We start from the raw sequence: 21,514 nt of genomic DNA, 5'->3' as shown, positions 1-21,514 counted from the left end.
CCGATTTGTCCGCCATGACCGAAGGGCCGCAGGGCGACCGCGCCACGATCGCCGAGATCCAGGCCGGACTGCTGGCCCCGCAGGCACGCACTTCGCCGAAATATCTTTACGACAGCCTCGGCTCGCGCCTGTTCGAAGCCATCTGCGAACTGCCCGAGTATTATCCCACACGGACCGAGGCGGCGATTTTCGCGGCGCACGGTGCCGACATCGCGCGCCGCGTGGGCACGGGTGGCACGCTGATCGACCTGGGCGCCGGCAACTGCGCCAAGGCGGCCAGCCTGTTCCCCTTGTTGCAGCCGCAACAGTATGTGCCGATCGACATCTCGCGCGACTTTTTGAACGAGGCTGTCGGCCGCCTGCAGCAACGCTTTCCATCGATCGCCATGACGGCGCTGGCCCTGGACCTGTCCGGCCCGTTCGCGCTGCCGCCGGCCGTCAACGCGGCGCGCCGCACCTTCTTCTACCCGGGTTCTTCGATCGGCAATTTCGCGCCGCACGAGGCCATTGCCTTCCTGCGCCGGGTGCGCGAGAACACGTCCACCGACGGTGCCTTGCTGATCGGCGTGGACCTGATCAAGGATGCCGCCGTGCTGGATGCGGCCTACGACGACGCGATCGGCGTGACGGCGGCGTTCAACCTGAACATGCTGCGCCATGTGAACCACCTGACTGGCGCCGATTTCGACGTGCGCCAGTGGCGCCACGTTGCCTTCTTCAATGCCGAGGAAAGCCGCATCGAGATGCACCTGGAAGCGCGCACCGCGCTCACGGTGCGCTGGCCCGGCGGCGAGCGCCGCTTCGCGCGCGGCGAACGCATCCACACCGAGGACAGCTACAAGTACACGCCGGAGAGTTTCGCGCAATTGCTGGCGCAGGCCGGCTTTGCCGCCGACGCCGTGTGGACCGACGATGCGGGCTGGTTCGCGGTGATGCACGCGCACGCGGCAGCCAGCTAGGAGGTACCATGCAACTGAACGATCCGGCCGTCTGGACGGCCCGCTACCGCGCAGTGCGCGAGCATTCGCTGGCGCTGGCCGCGCCGCTGTCCGACGAGGATTGCGGCGCCCAGTCGATGCCCGACGCCAGCCCGATCAAGTGGCACCTCGCGCACACCACATGGTTTTTCGAGACCTTCATCCTCGAAGCGATGGAGCCTGGTTTCGCGCCGTTCCACCCGGCGTTCCGCGTGCTGTTCAATTCCTACTACAACGGCGTGGGCCAGAAGCACCCGAGGCCGCAGCGCGGCCTGCTCACGCGTCCCCCCATGGCGCAGGTGCGCGCCTACCGGGCCAATGTGGATGCCCGCATTGCCGCGCTGGTCGGCAGCGCGCTCGATGCCGATGCCCGTTCCCGCCTCGCAGCCTTGCTCACCCTTGGCCTGCAGCACGAACAGCAGCACCAGGAGCTGATGCTGACGGACGTGAAGCACCTGCTCGCGCAGAACGGCCTGTTTCCCGATTACCTGGCCGAAGCGTTGCCGCGCGCGGCGCCGGCGGGTGCATCGGCGTGGCTGCCGTTCGAAGGCGGCGTGACGGAAGTGGGCTACGAAGGCGACGGCTTCTGCTTCGACAACGAATTGCCGCGTCACCGCCAGTTCGTGGAACCGTTCGAGCTTGCGTCGCGGCTGGTGACGAACGGCGAATTCCTCGCTTTCATCGAGGCCGGCGGCTACCGCGACGCGGGCCTGTGGCTGGCCGAAGGGTGGGACTGGATCTGCGCCCAGGGCTTCGACAGGCCGATGTACTGGCAGCGCGATGACGACGGCAACTGGTTCGAGTTTACGCTGATGGGTTTGCAGCCGCTGGACCCCGAACGGCCGCTGACGCACGTTTCGCTGTTCGAGGCCGACGCCTACGCGCACTGGGCCGGCGCGCGGCTGCCCACGGAGGCGGAATGGGAACATGCGGCACGCGCTTCCGGCACAGTGCCCGGGTCGCCGCCTTCGTTGCCGCATCCGGGCGACCCGGAGCCGTCCGGTGCATTGCGGCAGATGTTCGATCACTGCTGGCAGTGGACCAGCAGCAGCTATGCGCCTTACCCCGGCTTCCGGCCCGCCGCCGGCGCGATCGGCGAATACAACGGCAAGTTCATGGTGAACCAGTATGTGCTGCGGGGATCGTCGTGCGCCACGCCGCAGGGGCATGCACGGGCCAGTTACCGGAATTTCTTCCCGGCGGGAGCAAGGTGGCAGTTTGCGGGGATCAGGCTGTCAAGGTGAAGCACGATGCTTCGAAACGGCTGCGCCGCAGGGGGCAAAGCAGGGGTTTCGAGAAGCATGCTTCTCGCCTGCGTAGCGGTAATCCCATGCCGGGGATTGCTCCTTCCTGTCCCCGCCAGTCATTGGCTTGGAGCCGGGGCGCTGGCAATGAGCGAGGGGACTGACCCCGGTCTTTTGCTGGCGTAATCGACACGCATGCGAAAGGCTGGGGTCAGTCCCCTGAAGGCGCTGCAAGCAAGCGCCAGCGTCAACACTTACCGGGGACAGACCCCGGTTCGCAGCCGGCGCAGGTGAAAGCCACCTGTACCGGCTCCTTAGCCATCAAGCCGCGGCGTCGCTCGCCTGAGCCGGCGCCGCTTCCTTCTGCCGCAACTGCCGGTTCACGGCCGACAGCACGGCCTTGAACGACGCCGTCACGATATTGCTGTCGATGCCGGCGCCGAACAGGGTCGGGCCGTTGTCGAGGCGCAGTTCGACATAGCACGCTGCTTTGGCGTTCGCGCCGTGGCCGATCGCGTGCTCGTGGTAGTCCATCAGCTTGATGTCCAGGCCCAGCGCGTCGACGAACGCGTCGATCGGGCCGTTGCCGCCGCCTTGCAGGGCCATCGAGGCACCGCGGTGCAGCAGGCCGATGTCGATCTGCACGGATTCATCCGCGCTGCTGTCCTCGACCATCTTGTGCGACACGTAGGCATACGGCGACGTTTGCGCGAAGTATTCGCGTTCGAAGATCTCGTGGATGCCTTCGGACGTGATTTCCAGGCCGGTCTGGTCGGCCACGGCCTGCACGGCGCGCGAGAATTCGATCTGCAGGCGGCGCGGCAGTACCAGGCCGTAATCCTGTTCCAGCAGGTAGCTCATGCCGCCCTTGCCGGACTGGCTGTTCACGCGGATCACCGCGTCGTAGCTGCGGCCCAGGTCCTGCGGATCGATCGGCAGGTAGGGGATTTCCCACTCGGCGCCCGGCTGCTGTTTCGCGAAACCCTTCTTGATCGCGTCCTGGTGCGAGCCGGAGAACGCTGTGAACACCAGGTCGCCCACGTACGGGTGGCGCGGGTGCACGGGCAGCTGGTTGCATTCCTCGACGATCTTGCGCACGGAATCGATGTCCGAGAAGTCCAGGCCCGGATGCACGCCCTGGGTGTACAAATTCAGTGCCAGCGTGACCAGGTCGACGTTGCCGGTGCGTTCGCCGTTGCCGAACAGGCAGCCCTCGACGCGCTCGGCGCCGGCCAGCACGGCCAGTTCGGCGGAGGCCACGGCCGTGCCGCGGTCATTGTGCGGGTGGACGCTGATGATGACGGCGTCGCGGCGTTCGATGTTGCGGCACATCCATTCGATCTGGTCGGCATACACGTTCGGCATGCTGCATTCGACCGTCGTCGGCAGGTTGACGATCATCTTCTTTTCCGGCGTGGGCTGCCAGATGGCGGTCACCGCGTCGACGATCTGCTTGCTGAAATCCAGTTCCGTCGTCGAGAACGATTCCGGCGTGTATTCAAAGGTCCAGTTGGTTTCCGGATGATTGGCCAGCAGTTCCTTCACCAGCGTGGTACCCGTGGTGGCAATGTTCACGATCTCTTCGCGCGACATGTTGAACACCACCTTGCGAAACACCGGCGCCACCGAGTTGTACAGGTGGACGATGGCGTTCTTCGCGCCGGCCGCGGCCTGCACGGTGCGGCGGATCAGTTCGTCGCGCGACTGGGTCAGCACGATGATGGTCACGTCGTCCGGAATGCGGTTCTCGTCGATCAGCTTGCGCACGAAGTCGAAGTCCGTCTGCGATGCCGAAGGGAAGCCCACTTCGATTTCCTTCAGGCCCGTCTTGATCAGCAGGTCGAAGAATTTCAATTTCTTTTCCACGCTCATCGGCTCGATCAGCGCCTGGTTACCGTCGCGCAGGTCGGTGCTCATCCAGATCGGCGGCGTGGCGATCGTCCTGTTCGGCCACGTGCGGTCGGCCAATTGAACGGGCGGGAAGGCGCGGTATTTCACGGCAGGGTTCTGCAACATCATGGTGTACTCCTGGGTTCTCGGATTCTGTCGGGCTGACCGCTGTCGCTGCATTGGTCGCATGTCTGTGGCGGAAGGGCTGCCTGGTGGGCCACGGGGCGCTAGACCAGGCAACCGGTCGGTAGCGATAGCGACAGCAGCTGTGCGCGTGCGATGTGTGAATGGATGGCGGGCATCGGTGCATCTTTCCTGACTGTTGAAGCGGTGCGGCTCGTGGCCGGCTGGAGGTACAACTTGTGTGCAGCGCGCACAGGGGTGAAACGAATCAGGCGCGTGCTAGCAGGGGCGTTGCCAGCGATAGGCTGGCAAGCGATAGCAGGAAAGCGGATAGTTGCGGATGCGTGAACATGGCATCAATGTAAGAGAACCTGTTTGCTATTGTCAAGACAATTCGCCCGCCAACGTGGTATCGGCATCGATGGAAACGCATGGACGATCTGGTGTCGGACATTTTTTCCGGGCGGTTCATCCGGAAAATGTGTGCGACACCGGTTTCACGCAGATGGTCGGCAAGATCGTGGGAAAACCGGTGTCCGACACCATTTTCTGGAAGAATCGTCCAGAAAATAATGTCGGACACCAGGCATACGTTGCCGTGTTCTCAGGCGGCGACTTGCACGCGGGCGTCGCCGGCGGCCATTTCGCCGATGACGGCGGCGGCTTCGAAGCCGCCGGCGCGGAAGATGGCCAGCACGTCGTCGACGGCGGACGGGTCGCACGACACGAGCAGGCCGCCCGACGTCTGCGGGTCGGTCAGCAGCGTGTGCTGGGCGGGCGTGACGTTCGGCGACAGCGTCACGTCCTTGCCGTAGCCCTCCCAGTTACGGCCGGAGGCGCCGGTGAAGTAGCCGTCGTGGGCCAGCTGTTCGACGCCCGGCAGCAGCGGGATCTGCGACATCGTCAGCTTCGCGGTCAGCTGCGCGCCGCGCGCCAGTTCCAGCAGGTGGCCCAGCAGGCCGAAGCCGGTGACGTCGGTCAGCGCATGCACGCCCGGCAGTTCGGACAGCGCCTTGCCCGGCTTGTTGAGCTTCGTGGTGTTGGCGATCATCGCCGCGTAGCCTTCCTCGCCCAGCACGTTCTTCTTTAACGCGGCCGACAGCACGCCCACGCCCAGCGGCTTGCCCAGCACGAGCACGTCGCCCGCTTTCGCATCGGCGTTGCGCTTGATCTTCGACGGGTGCACGAGCCCGAGCACCACCAGGCCGTAGATCGGTTCGACGGAATCGATCGTGTGGCCGCCGGCGATCGGAATGCCCGCTTCGGCGCAGACCGATTCGCCACCCTTGATGATCTTGCCGATCGTTTCGACCGGCAGCTTGTTGATCGGCATGCCCACGAGCGCCAGCGCCATGATCGGCGTGCCGCCCATCGCATACACGTCGGAGATCGCATTGGTGGCGGCGATGCGGCCGAAGTCGAACGGATCGTCGACGATCGGCATGAAGAAGTCGGTGGTGGCGATCAGCGCCTGCTCGTCATTGAGCTTGTACACGGCCGCGTCGTCGGCCGTCTCGATGCCTACCAGCAGTTCCTTCGGTACGGGGAAGCCGCTGGAGTTCTTGAGGATCTCGGACAGCACGCCGGGCGCGATCTTGCAGCCGCAGCCGCCGCCGTGGGAAAACGAGGTGAGTTTGATCGGTTCAGTAGTCATGTTCTTTTGCCAATTGAAGGTGTCGGTTGAAACAGATTATCCACCAGGCGCAGCAATGCTGCCCGCTCGGCCCGCGGCGCGAACAGTGGCGCGCGCGCGGCGCACTGGGCACGCAGGGTGGCGATGAATGCTTCGTCCTGCACGCTGCGGTCGATGAGGCGGGCGAGGGCGGCTGCGTCGCCGACGGGGAAGAAGCCCGCATAATCGTTGCCCAGCATGCCGCGGTTGCCGCTGATGTCGCTGGCCAGCACGGGCACGCCGCTGGTGATGGCCTCGACGATCACGTTGGCGCCGCCCTCCATCGCCGAGCAGATGGCCAGCACGTGGCTGCGGCGGATGGCGTCGCGGGCGAACTCGCGCGGCGTGCCGCCCAGCCATGCGTAATGCATCACCGTGTCGCCCGTGCGTTCGGCCAGCCCCTCGAGGTCCGGGTCGAGCGCCGCGCCGATCTGCTGCAGGAAGACGCCGGGCGCCGTCACCAGTGCGGCGGCGCGCATGAACGTGGCCGGGTCCTTCACGGCGCGCAGGTGGCCGACCATCGTGATGTCCTTGCGGCCAGGAACACCCGGCAGCGGTGGCAGCGCGTCGGCGGACTGGTAGATCACATGGGTATTCGCCCGGACGGTATCGGGCAGCTCGTCGATCGCCGCCGGTTGCAGCACCACGAGCGCATCGGCCAGCCGGATCGCGCATTCCGCCTCGGCGTCGTGATGGATGTCGTGGTACACGTCGGTCCCGGTCAGCACCAGCATGGCGGGGCGGCCGTCGCAGTGCAGGCGGAAGTCGGCCAACGACCTGGCGGAGCGGCGTGCATGGAGCACGATCAGCAAGTCCGGCGCGGGCCACCGCGCCGACCACTGCTCCTGGACCACCACGTCGTAATCGTCGCGCAGGAAGCCCGCCCAGCGGTCGGCGGTGTGCCAGTTGCCGTTGTTGTCACGCGCCGTGCCGGGGCTCACGATACAGATCGTCCGGTTGCCGGAAGCTGCCATTGGTTACAATCCTTCAATGAATTCCATCACCGCCTCCTTCCGTACCGCGCGCACGCAGCAACTGGCCGAGGCCATGCAGGATGCGCGGCATTATACGCTCGCCCTGTTCGATTGCTTTGCCGCCGCCGGCATGGACGTGCCGCGCAACGTGCCGCAGATCCGCATCGTCAATCCACCGTTGTGGGAGCTGGGCCATACGGCCTGGTTCGCCGAATGGTTCATCCTGCGGGAGGCACTGTCGAGCCACCCGGCCGATGCGCAGTTCGCGTCGCTGCTGACGAAGGGCGACGACTGGTTCGACTCGGCCAACGTGCCGCACCGCAGCCGCTGGACGCTCGACCTGCCGACCACCGGCGGCGTCAAGACCTATTGCCACGAGGTGCTGGACCGCGTGCTCGACAAGCTGTCGCGCGAGGCGAATACCGATGAGGCGTTGTACCCGTATCGCCTGGCGCTTGCCCACGAGGACATGCATGGCGAAGCCTACCTGTACACGCTGCAGACCCTCGGCCTTGCGGCACCCGCGCAGCTGATGCAGGACGAGCCCGCACCCACCAGCCACGGCGACCTGCTTTTCCCCGGTGGCACCCTGCAGCTGGGCAGCCCGGTCGACACCGCCGGCTTCGTGTTCGACAACGAAAAGTTCGCGCACGCGGTCTACGTGGCGCCGTTCCGCATGGATGCGGGCCTCGTGACCAACGCGCAGTACACGGACTTCATCGCCGATGGCGGCTACGACAACCGGCAGTTCTGGAGTGCCGGCGGCGCCGCGTGGCTGATGCGGCAGGAACGTTCCGCGCCGCGCTACTGGGAACGCGACGGCGCCGGCTGGCGCACGGTGCGCTTCGGCCGTCCGGCCACGCTGAATCCGGATGAGCCGGTACGGCACGTGAGCCTGTACGAAGCGCAGGCCTACTGTGCCTGGGCGGGCCGCCGGCTGCCGACGGAAGCGGAGTGGGAATACGCGGCGCTGCACGGCCACCCGGCGTTCCGCTGGGGGCAGTTATGGGAATGGACGGCTTCGCCGTTCGAACCCTATCCCGGCTTCACGGCGGACCGCTACCGCGAATACTCCGAGCCTTGGTTCGCCACGCACCAGGTGCTGCGCGGCGCGTCGTTCGCCACGCCGTCGCGCTTCGGCTCGGCGAAGTTCCGCAATTTCTTCATGCCGGAGCGCGACGATATCTTTTGCGGGTTCAGGACATGCGCGTGGGAATGATGGGCAATTCTGTCCGGATCAATCCTCGTACAGCTCGAGCGGCAAGCCATCGGGGTCGGCAAAGAACGTGAAGCGACGCCCGGTATGCTCGTCGATGCGCACCGGCTCGACGGCAACGCCTTGCTCTTCCAGGCGCGCCTTGCAGGCATCGACGTCGTCGACCGCGAAGGCAAGATGGCGCAGGCCCCTTGCCTCGGGATACGAAGGCCGTTCGGGCGCGTCCGGGAACGAGAACAGTTCGATCTGCGAACCGTCGGGCAGTTGCAGGTCGAGCTTGTACGATTGCCGCGCCGCCCGGTAGTTTTCCGCGATGACGCGCAGGCCGAGCACCTCGGTGTAGAAGCGTTTCGAGCGCTCGTAGTCGGCGCAGATGATGGCTGCGTGGTGGATTCGTTTGAACATGGCGTGCCTGCGTTCGATGAGTTGGCCGTGCGGATGCGCGGCATTATACCTTTGCCATGATTGGCTGCAACGGGTCTTATAGAAGACCTAAGTAGTATCCCGAATAGGTGGGCGCCCCCGGCTGGCCTAAGATTCGTTGGCCCTCCCGGGCTTGTCTCTTCAATAGACGCACAGAACGACATCTGCCGTCCGCATGCCGGAACCGGCATGTTGTCGTTTGCTGCTAGTCTCCTGTCACGGTCGCTCGATCCATATCCTGTGTCGCGCCGTGGCGTTGCTCCCGCTGCGCGTCGTGTGCCTCGATTGTCCGTGGCTGCACGCTCTTTCCGGAATTTTTTTGTTTGGCCTGCCGGGTCTGTCGGAAATATTTCGCAAGGAACCGTTGAAGTTTTTTTAACCGGATGGTGGCGGTGGCAGCACCGCGATCATCGTTCAGGTAAATGTCATCATGCGTAAGTCATTTGCAGGCAAGGCGCTCGTCGTCCTGTTATCTTGTTTTATCCTTTCCTCGTGCACGAAGTCACCGCCGCCATCGTCGGACAAGCCGGTCGACGTGGTGCTGGTCGGCGCCGGCGTCATGAGCGCCACCTTGGGCACGATGCTGCATGAGCTGCAGCCCGGCCTGACCATGCAGATGTTCGAACGCCTCGATTCGGTGTCCGCCGAAAGTTCGGACGCGATGAACAATGCCGGCACGGGCCACTCCGGTTTTGCCGAACTGAACTACACGCCTGAAATGCCGGACGGTCACGTCGACACGAAGAAGGCCGTGGACATCAACGAGCAGTTCGAAGTGTCGAAGCAGTTCTGGGCCTACCAGGTGCAGAAGGGCTACCTCGGCGATCCGCGCACCTTCATCAACAACGTGCCGCACATGGCGTTCGTCTGGGGCGATGACAACATCGCCTTCCTGCAGAAGCGCTACGCCGCCCTGCAAAAGGAAAACCTGTTCAAGGGCATGATCTATACGGAAGACCAGGAGCAGCTGCGCCAGTGGATCCCGCTGGTGATGAACGGCCGCGACAAGAACCAGAAAGTGGCGGCCACGCGGATGGAAATCGGCACCGACGTCAACTACGGCACGCTGACGCGCAGCATGGTGAAGCACCTGACGGAGAAGGGCAACATGACGCTGTCGCTGCGCCACCAGGTGGAAGACATCAAGCGCGGCACGGACGGCAACTGGAACGTCACGGTCAAGAACCTGGCCGACAACTCGGTGAAGACGGTGCGCGCGAAGTTCGTGTTCATCGGCGCCGGCGGCGGTTCGCTGCCGCTGCTAGAAAAGAGCGGCATCCCCGAAGCCAGGGGCTTCGGCGGCGTGCCGGTCGGCGGCCAGTGGCTGGTCACGAACAATCCCGAACTGATCAAGCAGCACAACGCGAAGGTGTACGGCAAGGCTTCCGTCGGCTCGCCGCCGATGTCGGTCCCGCACCTGGATACCCGCATCATCGATGGCAAGCAGGCATTGCTGTTCGGCCCGTTCGCCACGTTCTCGACGAAGTTCCTGAAGAACGGCTCGTGGATCGACCTGCCGGCATCCGTGGGCAGCGACAACGTCAGGCCGATGCTCGAAGCGGGCTACGACAATATCCCACTGACGAAATACCTCGTGCAGCAGGTGATGCAGTCGCCGGAAGACCGCCTGGCCACGCTGCGCGACTACCTGCCGGAAGCGAAGCTGGAAGACTGGACGCTCGTCAATGCCGGCCAGCGCGTGCAGATCGTGAAGGACGACCCGAAGAAGGGCGGCCTGCTGCAGTTCGGCACCGAAGTGGTCAGCTCCGCTGACGGCACGATGAGCGCGCTGCTGGGCGCGTCGCCAGGCGCATCGACGGCCGCGCCGATCATGCTGAAGGTGCTGGAGAAATCCTCGTTCAAGGGCCAGCTGGCCACGCCGGAATGGCAGGCGAAGATGAAGGAAATGGTGCCGTCGTATGGCCGCAAGCTCAATCCCGATGCGGCCTATGCGAACCAGATCCGCCAGCAGAGCAGCGCCGTGCTGGGCCTGAAGGCGATCACGCTGGATGTGCCGGCCGCCGCGCAGCAGTAAGTAGCAATCGAGGATACCGGGCCTGCGACGGAGGCCGGTATCCCTCCGAATTACGACCGGCGTCGACGCACCAGCGCGATGGCGCCGATACCACCCAGCAGCATCAGCCATGCACCAGGTTCCGGCACCGGGCTGGCGATTTCCGGCGAATAACTGACGGTCAGCGTCAAGTCACGCACGCGAATGCCGGCCAGGGATGTCGTATCGATCGTATTGCCGGTGACCGAATCGGTGATGGTTCCGCCATATGCCTGCTGGACGGAGAGCGAATTGACCGAGAGTGTGTGTACATAATCGGACAAAGTCAGCGTCGGGCTTGGCTGATTGAATGCCTCGGTACCGTTGAGCAATTGCCCCCACACCTGATCCTGGTATACGGGCGTGTTATCGCCGTATCTGGGAACCAGTGACAGGCTGATTTCCGCGAACGTGTCCGCGTAGCCGCCTGCACCTCCCTGGTACACGCCTTCCCATGTGCCACTGATGGTCAACCCGGTGATTTCGTAACCCGATTTGACAATCAGCCAGTACGAACTATTGAAGCTGGTGCGTGTACTGGCATCGACATTGCCGGTGGAGTTCGTGATACCCGCATTTAACGAAGCCTCGACCCCTGCCAGCGCAATGCTGGCCTTGCCGTTTGAATTGGAAAGCAGTTCAAGATAATCAGCCGGCTCTCCGGGAGTATCGATGTTCCTCAGTTCGAATGCCGTTGCGTCGACGGCAGTGACTTCCGCATGGGCGGATCCTAGACAGAGCAGGGCTCCGGCAATCGTATAAGCAAGGCGCATGTTTTTTCGTCTTATTTAATTAATAATATAAAGAAGCCAAGCTTATAGTTTGCCAGAAAAACGGTCAATAAATTTTTTAAAATGGCGTGATCGGCGATGGCTGTGATGCTTGAACGGAAAACCGTCAATTAAAAAGCCGCGCAGTGCGCGGCTTTCATATTGATATTAATTCTTTTGCGTGGTCTTCAAATGCTCATCGAGCCAGCCGATCACCGTGTGGTGCCACTGGATCGAATTGGCCGGCTTCAGCACCCAGTGGTTCTCGTCCGGGAATACCAGCAGTTTCGACTTGATGCCTTGCCGCTGCAGCGCCGTGAAGGTGCCCAGCGCCTGCGCGGTGGGGATGCGGAAGTCCAGGTCGCCCTGGATCACGAGCATCGGCGTCTTCCATTTCGTCACGTGGTGCACGGGGTTGAACTTCTCGTAGCCTTCCGGGTTGGCGTACGGCGTGCCGCCGTTTTCCCATTCGGTGAACCACAGTTCCTCGGTCGAGTAGCCCATGCCGCGCTGGTCGAACACGCCGTCGTGGTTGACGATGCACTTGAAGCCGTCGCTCCAGTTACCTTCGATCCAGTTCATCATGTAGCCGCCATACGAGGCGCCCAGCGCGCAGGCGTTCGACGTGTCCAGCCATGGATATTTCTGGCCGGCCGCGGCAAGGCCTTTTTTGAGGTCTTCGAGCGGCTTGCCGCCCCAGTCGCCGCTGATCGAATCCGTGAAGGCCTGGCCATAGCCGGTCGAGCCGTGGAAGTCGATGAACACGGTGGCATAGCCGGCGCCGGCATATACCTGCGGATTCCAGCGGTAACTCCACGAGTTGCCGAAGCTGCCCTGCGGGCCGCCGTGCACGAGGAATGCCACCGGATATTTCTTGCCCGGCTCGGCATTCCACGGCTTCATCACGTAGCCATGCACGGTGTCGCCATTGGCGCCGGCGAACCAGAACTGTTCATAGTCGCCCATCTTGATGTCCGCCAGGCGTTCGCGGTTGACGTGCGTGAGCTGGGTTGCTTTCGTGCTTGCGTTCGTACCGGCGAGCTTGAACAGCTGGGCGCCGTCACGCAGGCTGTTCTGCGCCATCACCACGGTATCGCGCTTCGCGTCGAATTCGGCCACGTAGCCCTGGTCCGTCAGGGCGCTGACCTTGCCGCTGGCCACGTCGAGCGAGAACAGGCGGTGGTTGCCCACGTCGTCGGCGTTGGCCAGCAGCGCCTTGCCGTCCGGGCGCCAGCGGTAGTCGGCGATCGAGCGATCCCAGCTCTCGGCCAGCACGCGTTTCTTGCCGGACGCGACATCCTGCAGCACTATGTGGAAGCGGTCGGCCTCGAAGCCGGGGCGCTTCATCGCCAGGTAAGCGAGCGTCTTGCCGTCCGGGGAGAACTGCGGCTTGGTGTCCCAGGCCGGGTTGTCGGCCGTAAGGTTGCGCGGCGCGGCGCCGCCCGCGGCCGGCACGTCGTACAGGTCGAAGTTGGTCGACCATGCCTCGCCCTTGCCCGCCACGCGCACCGAGAACACGATGCGCTGGCCGTCCGGGCTGAACGTGTATTCGCCGCGGTCGCCGAACGGCTTGCTGGTGATGTCGCCATCGAGCGTGCCGGACAGGCTCACGGCTGTGGAAGCAGGCGCGCTACCCAGTGGCACGGTGTGCAGCACGTTGCGCTTGCCGTCCGCCCACGTGTCCCAGTGGCGCACGAACATCTGGTCGTACAGCTTGCCGGTGGCCTTGTTGGCGGCCTGGTCGTCGTTGCGCTTCTTCGTGCAGGCCAGGTCGGCGCAGTCGCGGAACACGGCCATCGTCACAGCGAGGCGGTCGCCTTTTGGCGACACGTGGAAGCTGTCGACATCGACCGGCAGGTTCGTCACCTTCACGGCTTCGCCGCCGCCGGCGGGCAGGCGCCACACCTGCGCCGAGCCGGACCGGCTGGACAGGAAGTAGACGGCGTCGCCACTGGCCGACCATTCGGGGTCGAAGCTGCTCGCATCGTGCGACGTGAGCTGCTGCGGCACCGGCTTGGCGGCGCGCAGGTCGATCATCCACAACTGGGTGGTGCCGCGATTTTTTTCCAGGCTGGTGCTGCGCACCGTGTAGACGACGCGCGAGGCGTCGGGCGACAGCACGGGGCTGCCGACACGTTCCATGCTCGCGAGGTCTTCGATGGTCAGGCCGCGTGGCGCCGCCATCGCAAGGGGCGCAGCCGATAGGGCAACCGCCGCGAGGGCGGCGCTGGTTGCCAGCAGGCGTAGGGTCATCCGGTTTCTCCGATGTAAAAGGGGAGGCCGGCACGCGCCGGCCAAGGCGCGCATGATAGCAAATGGAAACGTGGCAGGAATCAGCCTGGTGTCAGACACTTTTTCCGGAGTCTTTCCCGGAAAAGGTGTCTGACACCGGTTTTCCCTTGATGCAAAGGCGCCGTTGCCCATCACGGAACACCGGTGTCCGACACATTTTCCGGAAACAGCGCCCGGAAAAAATGTCCGACACCAGACAACCGGCGACGTCAGGTGTGCTGCCAGGCACGGGGACACGGACTCAGCGCGGTGCTACCGGCTCGGTGTCCAGCAGCGCAGCAGCGGCATGCCCAGTGCCGGCCTGGTCGAACGGCAGGGCGTCCAGCGACGCGGGTTCGACGATGGGGGCGCCGCGCCGCCGGGCGCGCAGTTTCGACGACATCTCGTACGCGGCCTTGCGCACGCGGTTGACGGCGCCCAGCGGCCGGTGGGCGGCGAGGCCATGCCACGGCGAGAAGCTCATGCCTTCGTCGATCGCCGCCGACAGCGCCTCGCTCCAGCCGATCTGCGGCGGGGCAACGAGGCGGGCCACGGTCACGTAGGAGCTCAGTTCCTCGGACCATTCGGCTGCCGCATCCTCGATCGGCATTTCCTCGATGTTCGTGCAGAACTGCACGCGCAGGTCCCATTCGCCGCCCTGTATGGCGAAGTGGTCGGAAACGACCTTGCGCAGCACGTCGGGGTCGGCGGAATAGTCGACCGGCGCGTCCTTCAGGCTCGTCAGGCCCACGGCGGTCGGCACCAGCGCCACCTTGGCCATGTACGGCCCGAACAGGACCGGCACCTGGCTGTAGTACGAGTCGCCGAGCGGATGCGTGGCCGGATGGCCGCCCAGGCCCTTCAGCGCCGCGCTGTCGGTACCGGCTTTCTCCATGGCCCGTTCGACCTGCCGCAGCGCGGCCGACAGCATCTTCTTCAGCGCCGGCGCCTTGTCGGTGGTGGCGGCCAGCATCTTCAGGCCGCCAAGGAATGCTTTCGGCCCCGCGTTCAGGAACGTGGTGCCGTTGACGAGCACGAAGTCCTGCGTGGCATCGTTTTCGCTGCCCGGCAGGCGCGGCCCCTGCGCGCCGATCACTTTCAGCGCCACGCCGCGCGGCGTGGAGACACTGTCCTCGAGCACGTCGCCGGGCGTGGTCGACAGGCGCATCACGACCGGGTAGCTGGCGGGCGCGCTGAACAGGCCCTGCGCCAGCACGGCGGGCAGGTCCGGCAGCACGCGCAGTTCGGCATGCAACAGGCCGTGGCTCTTGGCGTGCACGCTGCGCAGGGGCTGGCCGCTATCCTTGAAGGTCGTGTCCGCGATGGCGTGCAGCACGTCGAGCAGTTCCGCCTGCGTGTCGGCCTCGTCGGCTTCGAGCACTTCGTAGCGCGGGTCGTATTCGATCGGTGGGCGCATGGCTGTTCCTTGTTGTTGGCATTGAAATAGATCAGCCGATTCTCGTGCGCTTGCCACCCGCTGTCTGTGAACCACCAAACAATCCCAGGCGAATAACGACCGCCCATGCGAAAAAGGCGCCACCTTTCGGTGGCGCCTCCATGTCTCCCCCGCTTCTCTGAAGGAATTGTCGGGACTCGTTACGGGCCGATCATGCCCGGCTCAATCTTTTACGGATACAGGCCACGTACTTCGCGCGCCTGCAGTACGCGGGTGCAGGCCAGGATGAAGGTGGCCGTGCGCAGCGATACTTTTTTCTCCTGCGCTACTTCCCACACGGCGCCGAAGGCGTCCTGCATGATGCGGGTCAGGCGGGCATTGATCTCGTCCTCGCTCCAGAAGAAGCTGGAGAAATCCTGCACCCATTCGAAGTAGGAAACGGTCACGCCACCGGCATTGGCCAGCACGTCCGGCACGATCAGGATGTCCCTGTCGGTCAGGATGTCGTCGGCTTCGGGCGTGGTCGGGCCGTTGGCGCCTTCCAGGATGATCTTCGTGCGGATGCGCGGCGCATTGGCGGCGGTGATCTGCTGTTCCAGCGCGGCCGGGATCAGGATGTCGGAAGCGACGTCCCAGAACGCGTCGCGGTCGAGGAACGCATCGGCACCGGGGAAGCCGTTCACGCCGCCGGTCTCGGCCACGTGCTTGTGCAGTTGCGCCACATCGAGGCCGCCGTCGTTGACGATGGTGCCGGTATGGTCCTGCACGGCGACGATCTTCGCGCCGGCCTCGGCAAACATCGTGGCGGCCACGCCGCCCACGTTGCCGAAGCCCTGCACGGCGACGCGGGCACCGGCGATCGAGACGCCGCGCTGGCGTGCCGCCTCGCGGCCCACCACGAACACGCCGCGGCCCGTGGCTTCGCGGCGGCCCAGCGAACCGCCCAGCGAGATGGGCTTGCCGGTGACGACGCCGGTGGACAGGTTCCCTTCGATCATCGCGTAGGAATCCATCATCCACGCCATGACCTGTTCGTTGGTGTTCACGTCCGGCGCCGGGATATCCTTGGTCGGGCCGATGATCAGGCTGATCTCGCTCGTGTAGCGGCGTGTCAGGCGCTGCAGTTCGCCTTTCGACAGCAGCTTCGGATCGACGCGGATGCCGCCCTTGGCGCCGCCGTAAGGCACGTTGACGGCGGCGTTCTTCACCGTCATCCATGCGGAAAGGGCCATCACTTCGGACAGGGTCACGTCCTGGTGGAAGCGCACGCCGCCCTTGCCGGGGCCGCGCGACATATTGTGCTGCACGCGGTAGCCTTCGAAGTGGGCGATGGAACCGTCGTCGCGCTCGATGGGCACGTCGACGGTGAGGATGCGCTTCGGACGCTTCAGCGTTTCCACCCAGCGGGACAGGGCGCCCAGGTGGGGCGTGACGCGGTCGATCTGTTGCAGGTACTGGCCCCATGGGCCGAGATCGTCGGCATTGAGGTAGGAAGGCAGTGCGTGCGCCGGGGTATGCGCGGTCGCGGATTGCTGCACGATGTTCGTCATGGTTTTGACTCCTGTCTCGCTTGTTGTGGTTGGGCAGCTGGGGTACTGCCGGCGAGCGAATCATAGGATGCACGGCCTTTTCGGCGCCAATGCCGCTTGCGCATCCGGCCATGCAAAAAATGCATAAGGCGTTTTTCGGGTTGGCTGCGCCGTCAGCGCTCCGATACCTGCATGCGCCGCTTCGCCCTGGCCGGCTGCAGCTGCTCCTCGAGGAAATCCCACAGTTCGGCCACCAGCGGCTTGCCCGGCCGCGCCGGGGAAGGGCGCTCGCGGTACAGGCGGATCTCCATCTCGATTTCCCAGCTGCCCCGTTCATCGGCGGGTGCCAGCAGCTTCTGCTTCACTTCGCGGGTGACGGCCGATTCGGGCAGGAAGGCGATGCCGCGGCCTTCCAGCGCCATCATCTTCAGGCCTTCGGCCATGTCGGTCTCGTAGCGCTTGTCCAGGTGCAGCGCAGGTTTGGCGTCGGCCAGGATCAGGTCGACCATGCGGCCCAGGTAGGCATTCGTGGTGTAGGACAGGAAAGGCAACGGTGCCGTCTTGCGGCCGGGCAGGACGAACAGCGGCTGCCTGGCCTTGTCGCTGCGCGCATAGGCGCGCAGCGCTTCGCGGCCCATCACCAGCATGTCGTAACGGCCCGGGTCGAGCTGCACCGGCTGGCGCGGATGGTGGTAGCACAGCAGCAGGTCGCAGCCGCCCTCCACCAGCTGCAGCACGGCGTCGTGCACGTTCAGCGCCATCAGCCGGCTGTGGATCGGACCGAAATCCTCCTCGAGCTTCGTGATCCATTTGGGTACGAACGTCAGCGACAGCGTGTGCGGCACGGCGAGATCGATCGTCGTCTGCGCGGCCACGCGCTTGTGGCGCAGCAGCTCGCGCACGCCATTGATCTGGCCCAGCATTTCAAGCGCCTGCTCGTAGAACACGTGGCCGGCCGGCGTGAGCCGCGTGGGGAACGTGGTACGGTCGACCAGGTCGGTGCCGAGCCAGTTTTCCAGCGACTGGATGCGGCGCGAGAATGCCGGCTGCGTCACGTGGCGCAGCTGCGCCGAGCGGCTGAAGTTACTGGTTTCAACGAGGGAGATGAAGTCTTCGAGCCATTTGGTTTCCATCGTGGTTTCCTGGAGTCGCAACGAGCCGCTATTTTAACGACCGGGAGAGGCCGCGATCGTGCGCATCGGCGTGAACAGCCAGGCATCGACGGCGCAGCACACGAGCAGGGCACCAGTGGCCGCGTACAGCGTGCCGAGCGAAACGTGCTGCAGGATGGCACCCCTGAAGCATCACGCGCTTGGGCGAATGGCGGTCGACGCTGGCGCCGCCGACGAGGATGAACACGGCGCGCGGGATGCCCGCGAGCGCCACGACGACACCCGCGGCCAGCGGGTCGCCGGCCAGTTCCAGGACGGGCCAGGGCAGCGCAATCAGCGTGAACTGGTTGCCGGTCATCGACAGCACGCCGCCTGCCATCAGCCAGCGCAAGTTGCGGTCGGCCCAGGGCATTGCGCTGCGCTCGTTCATGCGCCGGGCCCGAGGATGTTGCCGAGCACCGCCGTCAGCCCGTCGAGCTGGTCTTGCGGTGCGTGCTTCAGCAATTCGGCGCAGGTTTCGCGCGCCGTGAGCAGTGCGTGGTCGAGCAGGTTGTGGCCGGCCGGCGTGATGGCCGCGAAACCGACGCGGGCATCGCGCTCGTCCGCCATGCGCGCCACCAGGCCCGTTTTTTCCATCGGCAGCAGGGTGCGCGTCACGCCGGATGCCGTCAGGCCCTGGCGTTCGGCCAGGTCGACGCGGCGCAGCCGTCCGCCCGGCGCTTTCGACAGGTGGTGCAGCAGCATGAAGTCGCCGAAGGAAAGGCCATGATGGCCGCCCAGCACGGCGTCCAGCCGGCGCACGACGGTGGCCTGGGCCCGCGCGAGACGCAGGCAGAAGTCGAGCGCGGCGGCACCGCGATCGTTATCGGAATGGTTATCCATGATTGATCCTTGAAATATACTTGAGTGCTCAAGTATATTTCAAGAAGTTGCGACGCGCCATAGAAATCATCAATCAGCCGGCCGCGGCAAACAGGAGTATCATTCAGGGATGAACCAACGCAGATCATTCCTCAAGAAATCGGTAGCCGTCGCGTCCGCATTGAGCATGCCCGCGCTGGCCCGTGCGGCCGTGGCCGCTCCGCATGAACGTATCCTGCGCTTCCACAACACGCACACGGGCGAGTCGCTCAAGAGCTTGTTCTGGGCGGAAGGGCAGTTCATTCCCGACGCGCTGCAGGACATCAACAAGCTGTTGCGCGATCACCGCAGCAATACGATTGCCACGATCGATCCGGCATTGCTGCTGCTGGTGGAGAAGGTCGCCACGCAGTTCGGCAGCAATAACGTGGTGCACATCATCTCCGGTTACCGCTCGCCGGAAACCAATGCAAAGCTGGCTGCCGCCAGCGGTGGTGTCGCCAGGCACAGCATGCACCTGGAAGGCAAGGCGATCGACCTGCGCATCCCGGGCAAGGACCTGAAGCAAGTGCACAAGGCGGCACTGGCGCTGAAATCCGGCGGGGTCGGGTATTACCACGACTCGCAGTTCGTGCACATGGACACGGGGCGGGTAAGACACTGGTAAGCACCGGCAGCGCTGGAAAGCGTTGCCGGCGAGTGCCGATGGAACCGGTGCCAGGCACTTGTCCCGCTCGCGGAATAAGTGCCTGGCACCGGTTCGCCTGCCGGTTTATTTGTTCGTGCCAGCCAGGTAGGGGTATGGGTTGACCGGCGTGCCTTCCCACCACTTCTTGTCCGCGCCCAGTTCGAAGATCGCAAAGTGCAGGTGCGGCGCATTCGGATCGGAATTGCCCGTCACACCCACGTAGCCGATCATCTGGCCACGCCGGATCGTATTGCCTTCCTTGAGCTCCGGCGCATAGCTGTCCAGGTGCGCGTAGTAGTACGCGTATTTTTCCGAGGGATCGAACTGGTAGACGGTCAGGCCGCCCGGCTTGCTCGTGAACAGCTTGACGATCTTGCCATCGGCAACCGCCAGCACCGGCGTGGCTTTTGGCGCGGGAATGTCCAGCGCCTGGTGCTGCCGCTCCGTGCCGCGCGGCTGGTTGAACGTGTCCGCCAGCTCGCGGGGGCTCACGCCGGCCACCGGCAGCAGCAGCGGGCCGAGCGATGGCTTGACGTCGATGTCGAACGTGGTTGCCGCCGGGTTGACCGGCGCCGGCGCCTGTACTTCCGGCAAGTCCTTGGCGGGCAGGGGAATGCCCGCGGCGGGCACCGGCGCAGGCGCGGCGGCGGGCGGCGCGGTGTCGGCCGGGGCCGGCGCCTGAGCCGGTGTCACGCCGGTGTCGGTCGGCACGGTCGGCGGCACATCACGCCCCAGCCACAGCACCGCTCCCACCACGCCCAGCACGGCGCCCAGCAACAATGTCAGCAGCCATTTCATGATGTGTCTCCGTTCGTTTTAGTCTTGCAGGATGACTTCGAAACCAGGGCCGACCACGTTGGCCACCTTGGCGGCGTCCCAGTTCGTCAGGCGGATGCAGCCGTGTGATTCCGTCTTGCCGATCTTCGACGGCACCGGCGTGCCATGGATGCCGTAATGGTCCTTCGACAGGTCGATCCATACCACGCCCACCGGGTTGTTCGGGCCGGGCTTGATGAGCGCCTTGCCTTCGCCGGGCTTGGCATCCCAGAACAGTTTCGGGTTGTAACGGTAGTCCGGGTTGCGGCCCACGCCGTTGATTTTCCACGTGCCGACCGGCAGCGGATCGTGTTCGCTGCCCGTGCTGGCCGGGAACTGGGCGATGACCTTGCCGCTTTCGTCCAGCAGCGACAACGTGCGGTCGGAGTCATCGACGACAAGTTTCGCGGCCGCCGGCAGCGGACCGGCCGCGCCCGTGTTCGGGACCAGGATCGTTTCACCTGCCCGCATGAAATTCTTGCCCGGATTCATCTGCTTGAGCAGTTCCGGGCTGGCGTGGAAGCGTTCGCCCAGTGCCTCCTCGATGGTTTCGTAATGCAGCGAAGCCAGCTTGGCCTTGTCGCCCATCGACTCGGGCACGGGGCCGTACGGGCCCTGCACATCGGCGTCGGTGATCGTATAGGAGCCGAGGATCGGCTGGCGGTCTTCCAGCGCGTTCCAGGTCGCCTGGTCCATCGTGCCGGTTACCTGCAGGCCTCGGGCCTTCTGGAAACCCGTGATTGCCTGGCGCATGTTGCTGCCGACTTTGCCGTCGATCTCGCCGGGCGAGAAGTGGGCGCGGTCGAGCAGGACCTGGGCGCGCAGGTCGGGCGGAACCGAATCCGGGGTGATGGGGGGCTGGGGCGCGGCGGGCGCCAGGCCCGGTTGCACGGCCTGGCCCGGCTGTGCGGCAGGTGCCGGCTGTGCGGCAGGCGCTGGCTGTGCAGCAGGCGCCGGTTGGGCTGGCGGAGTGGTTTGCGCTTGCGCCAGCGGCGCGGCGACGAGCAGGGTGAGCAGGAGTTTTTTCATGGCTCCAGTGTGCCGCCTCGTCGAGCATCGTTCTGTACGGCAGCGTACATGTGCGCTCGGCAGTATGGCCGGGCCACCGAGGCTGCCCCATGAAAAGGCGCTGTCAGCGTTGGATAGTCATTGCTTGGAGGTACGGAACTTGATGTGAGCGCGGTTGTCGAGGGCCGCCATCAGCCAGGCGCTACCGCAACACGCAGCCATTGCGCCGGCATCGCCCACGTTGCGGTATCGAGCAACGCGTGCCGCCGCATTTGGGGCAAGGCCGCTTGCCGGCAGCCTCCTCGATCAGGCGCAGGCACTGGTCGGGTTGCACGACATTCGCAAGGAAGCCTCGCAGAAGGGCGACCTCATCGTCGGAAAGCTGGCGCTGTACCAGCGCCTCGAACACCACGTGGAACGCCGCTATGCCCATCGCACCCTCCATGTCTGCATGAAGTATCTCAACAGAAGGTCAGACGGCGATTCCGCAG

Annotated in this window: 20 protein-coding genes; 5 read left to right on the top strand and 15 right to left on the bottom strand. The window is 64.8% G+C overall.

From position 1 onward, the window contains the following. The first annotated feature begins 14 nt into the window (after positions 1-14). Both egtD and egtB read left to right on the top strand, forming a co-directional pair. Positions 15-959: an L-histidine N(alpha)-methyltransferase gene (egtD, locus tag ACY65G_RS07630; RefSeq protein WP_464997057.1), complete on the top strand. Its 945-nt coding sequence runs from the start codon at positions 15-17 to the stop codon at positions 957-959. Positions 960-967: 8 nt separating this feature from the next. Beyond that, complete coding sequence (gene egtB / locus ACY65G_RS07625) at positions 968-2,221, top strand: ergothioneine biosynthesis protein EgtB (protein WP_464996757.1); 1,254 nt, start codon at positions 968-970, stop codon at positions 2,219-2,221. A gap of 321 nt (positions 2,222-2,542) precedes the next feature. On the opposite strand, the gene leuA is transcribed toward egtB, so the two are convergent. From leuA to senB, 4 genes are all read right to left on the bottom strand, one after another. Then, complete coding sequence (gene leuA, locus ACY65G_RS07620) at positions 2,543-4,240, bottom strand: 2-isopropylmalate synthase (protein ID WP_464996756.1); 1,698 nt, start codon at positions 4,238-4,240, stop codon at positions 2,543-2,545. Between the two features lie 262 nt (positions 4,241-4,502). After that, positions 4,503-4,817, bottom strand: a complete 315-nt coding sequence (locus tag ACY65G_RS07615; protein ID WP_464996755.1) for a hypothetical protein — start codon at positions 4,815-4,817, stop codon at positions 4,503-4,505. A 21-nt stretch (positions 4,818-4,838) separates the two neighbouring features. Continuing rightward, positions 4,839-5,888, bottom strand: coding sequence for a selenide, water dikinase SelD (selD, locus tag ACY65G_RS07610; RefSeq protein WP_130185180.1), 1,050 nt, complete (start codon positions 5,886-5,888; stop codon positions 4,839-4,841). Beyond that, a complete protein-coding gene (gene senB / locus ACY65G_RS07605; protein WP_464996754.1) occupies positions 5,885-6,880 on the bottom strand; it encodes a selenoneine biosynthesis selenosugar synthase SenB in 996 nt (331 codons plus the stop codon). Before senB ends, selD begins: the two co-directional genes overlap by 4 nt. 16 nt (positions 6,881-6,896) lie before the next feature. Between senB and senA the strand changes: the two genes are divergently transcribed. Further along, complete coding sequence (gene senA / locus ACY65G_RS07600) at positions 6,897-8,099, top strand: selenoneine synthase SenA (protein ID WP_464996753.1); 1,203 nt, start codon at positions 6,897-6,899, stop codon at positions 8,097-8,099. Positions 8,100-8,117: 18 nt separating this feature from the next. Here the strand turns inward: senA and gloA2 are convergent, their stop codons facing one another. Then, positions 8,118-8,501: an SMU1112c/YaeR family gloxylase I-like metalloprotein gene (gloA2, locus tag ACY65G_RS07595; protein ID WP_464996752.1), complete on the bottom strand. Its 384-nt coding sequence runs from the start codon at positions 8,499-8,501 to the stop codon at positions 8,118-8,120. 448 nt (positions 8,502-8,949) lie between these two features. On the opposite strand from gloA2, the gene mqo reads away from it, so the two are divergent. Then, positions 8,950-10,554 carry a malate dehydrogenase (quinone) gene (gene mqo / locus ACY65G_RS07590; protein WP_464996751.1) on the top strand — a complete coding sequence of 535 codons (1,605 nt, stop codon included), beginning with the start codon at positions 8,950-8,952 and terminating at the stop codon, positions 10,552-10,554. A gap of 50 nt (positions 10,555-10,604) precedes the next feature. Here the strand turns inward: mqo and ACY65G_RS07585 are convergent, their stop codons facing one another. The 7 genes from ACY65G_RS07585 to ACY65G_RS07555 all read right to left on the bottom strand — a co-directional run bounded on the left by ACY65G_RS07585 (position 10,605) and on the right by ACY65G_RS07555 (position 18,532). Beyond that, positions 10,605-11,345, bottom strand: a complete 741-nt coding sequence (locus ACY65G_RS07585; RefSeq protein WP_464996750.1) for a PEP-CTERM sorting domain-containing protein — start codon at positions 11,343-11,345, stop codon at positions 10,605-10,607. A 165-nt stretch (positions 11,346-11,510) separates the two neighbouring features. After that, the gene (locus ACY65G_RS07580) at positions 11,511-13,595 is read right to left on the bottom strand and encodes a S9 family peptidase (protein ID WP_464996749.1); all 2,085 of its coding nucleotides are present in this window, start codon (positions 13,593-13,595) and stop codon (positions 11,511-11,513) included. A gap of 280 nt (positions 13,596-13,875) precedes the next feature. Next, the gene (locus ACY65G_RS07575; RefSeq protein WP_464996748.1) at positions 13,876-15,030 is read right to left on the bottom strand and encodes a catalase family protein; all 1,155 of its coding nucleotides are present in this window, start codon (positions 15,028-15,030) and stop codon (positions 13,876-13,878) included. A gap of 209 nt (positions 15,031-15,239) precedes the next feature. Next, positions 15,240-16,559, bottom strand: a complete 1,320-nt coding sequence (locus ACY65G_RS07570; protein WP_464996747.1) for a Glu/Leu/Phe/Val family dehydrogenase — start codon at positions 16,557-16,559, stop codon at positions 15,240-15,242. 152 nt (positions 16,560-16,711) lie between these two features. Then, positions 16,712-17,671, bottom strand: a complete 960-nt coding sequence (locus ACY65G_RS07565) for a LysR substrate-binding domain-containing protein (RefSeq protein WP_464996746.1) — start codon at positions 17,669-17,671, stop codon at positions 16,712-16,714. Positions 17,672-17,699: 28 nt separating this feature from the next. Then, complete coding sequence (locus ACY65G_RS07560; protein ID WP_464996745.1) at positions 17,700-18,080, bottom strand: hypothetical protein; 381 nt, start codon at positions 18,078-18,080, stop codon at positions 17,700-17,702. Then, a complete protein-coding gene (locus ACY65G_RS07555; protein ID WP_464996744.1) occupies positions 18,077-18,532 on the bottom strand; it encodes a MarR family winged helix-turn-helix transcriptional regulator in 456 nt (151 codons plus the stop codon). The genes ACY65G_RS07560 and ACY65G_RS07555 overlap by 4 nt, the downstream gene beginning before the upstream one ends. Positions 18,533-18,641: 109 nt before the next feature. Here ACY65G_RS07555 and ACY65G_RS07550 point away from each other — a divergent pair, with 109 nt between their 5' ends. Then, positions 18,642-19,178, top strand: a complete 537-nt coding sequence (locus ACY65G_RS07550) for a peptidoglycan L,D-endopeptidase MepK (RefSeq protein WP_464996743.1) — start codon at positions 18,642-18,644, stop codon at positions 19,176-19,178. Between the two features lie 105 nt (positions 19,179-19,283). On the opposite strand, the gene ACY65G_RS07545 is transcribed toward ACY65G_RS07550, so the two are convergent. The 3 genes from ACY65G_RS07545 to ACY65G_RS07535 all read right to left on the bottom strand — a co-directional run bounded on the left by ACY65G_RS07545 (position 19,284) and on the right by ACY65G_RS07535 (position 21,456). Then, the gene (locus ACY65G_RS07545; protein WP_464996742.1) at positions 19,284-19,997 is read right to left on the bottom strand and encodes a M23 family metallopeptidase; all 714 of its coding nucleotides are present in this window, start codon (positions 19,995-19,997) and stop codon (positions 19,284-19,286) included. A gap of 18 nt (positions 19,998-20,015) precedes the next feature. Beyond that, positions 20,016-21,044 carry a L,D-transpeptidase family protein gene (locus ACY65G_RS07540; protein ID WP_464996741.1) on the bottom strand — a complete coding sequence of 343 codons (1,029 nt, stop codon included), beginning with the start codon at positions 21,042-21,044 and terminating at the stop codon, positions 20,016-20,018. Positions 21,045-21,225: 181 nt separating this feature from the next. Further along, positions 21,226-21,456, bottom strand: a complete 231-nt coding sequence (locus ACY65G_RS07535; RefSeq protein ID WP_464996740.1) for a hypothetical protein — start codon at positions 21,454-21,456, stop codon at positions 21,226-21,228. Positions 21,457-21,514: the final 58 nt, after the last annotated feature.

It is taken from the genome of Pseudoduganella sp. jia 12 (genome assembly GCF_055502675.1).
Note: the sequence above shows the minus strand (reverse complement) of the source record. Positions and strands in the feature narration are given on the sequence as shown.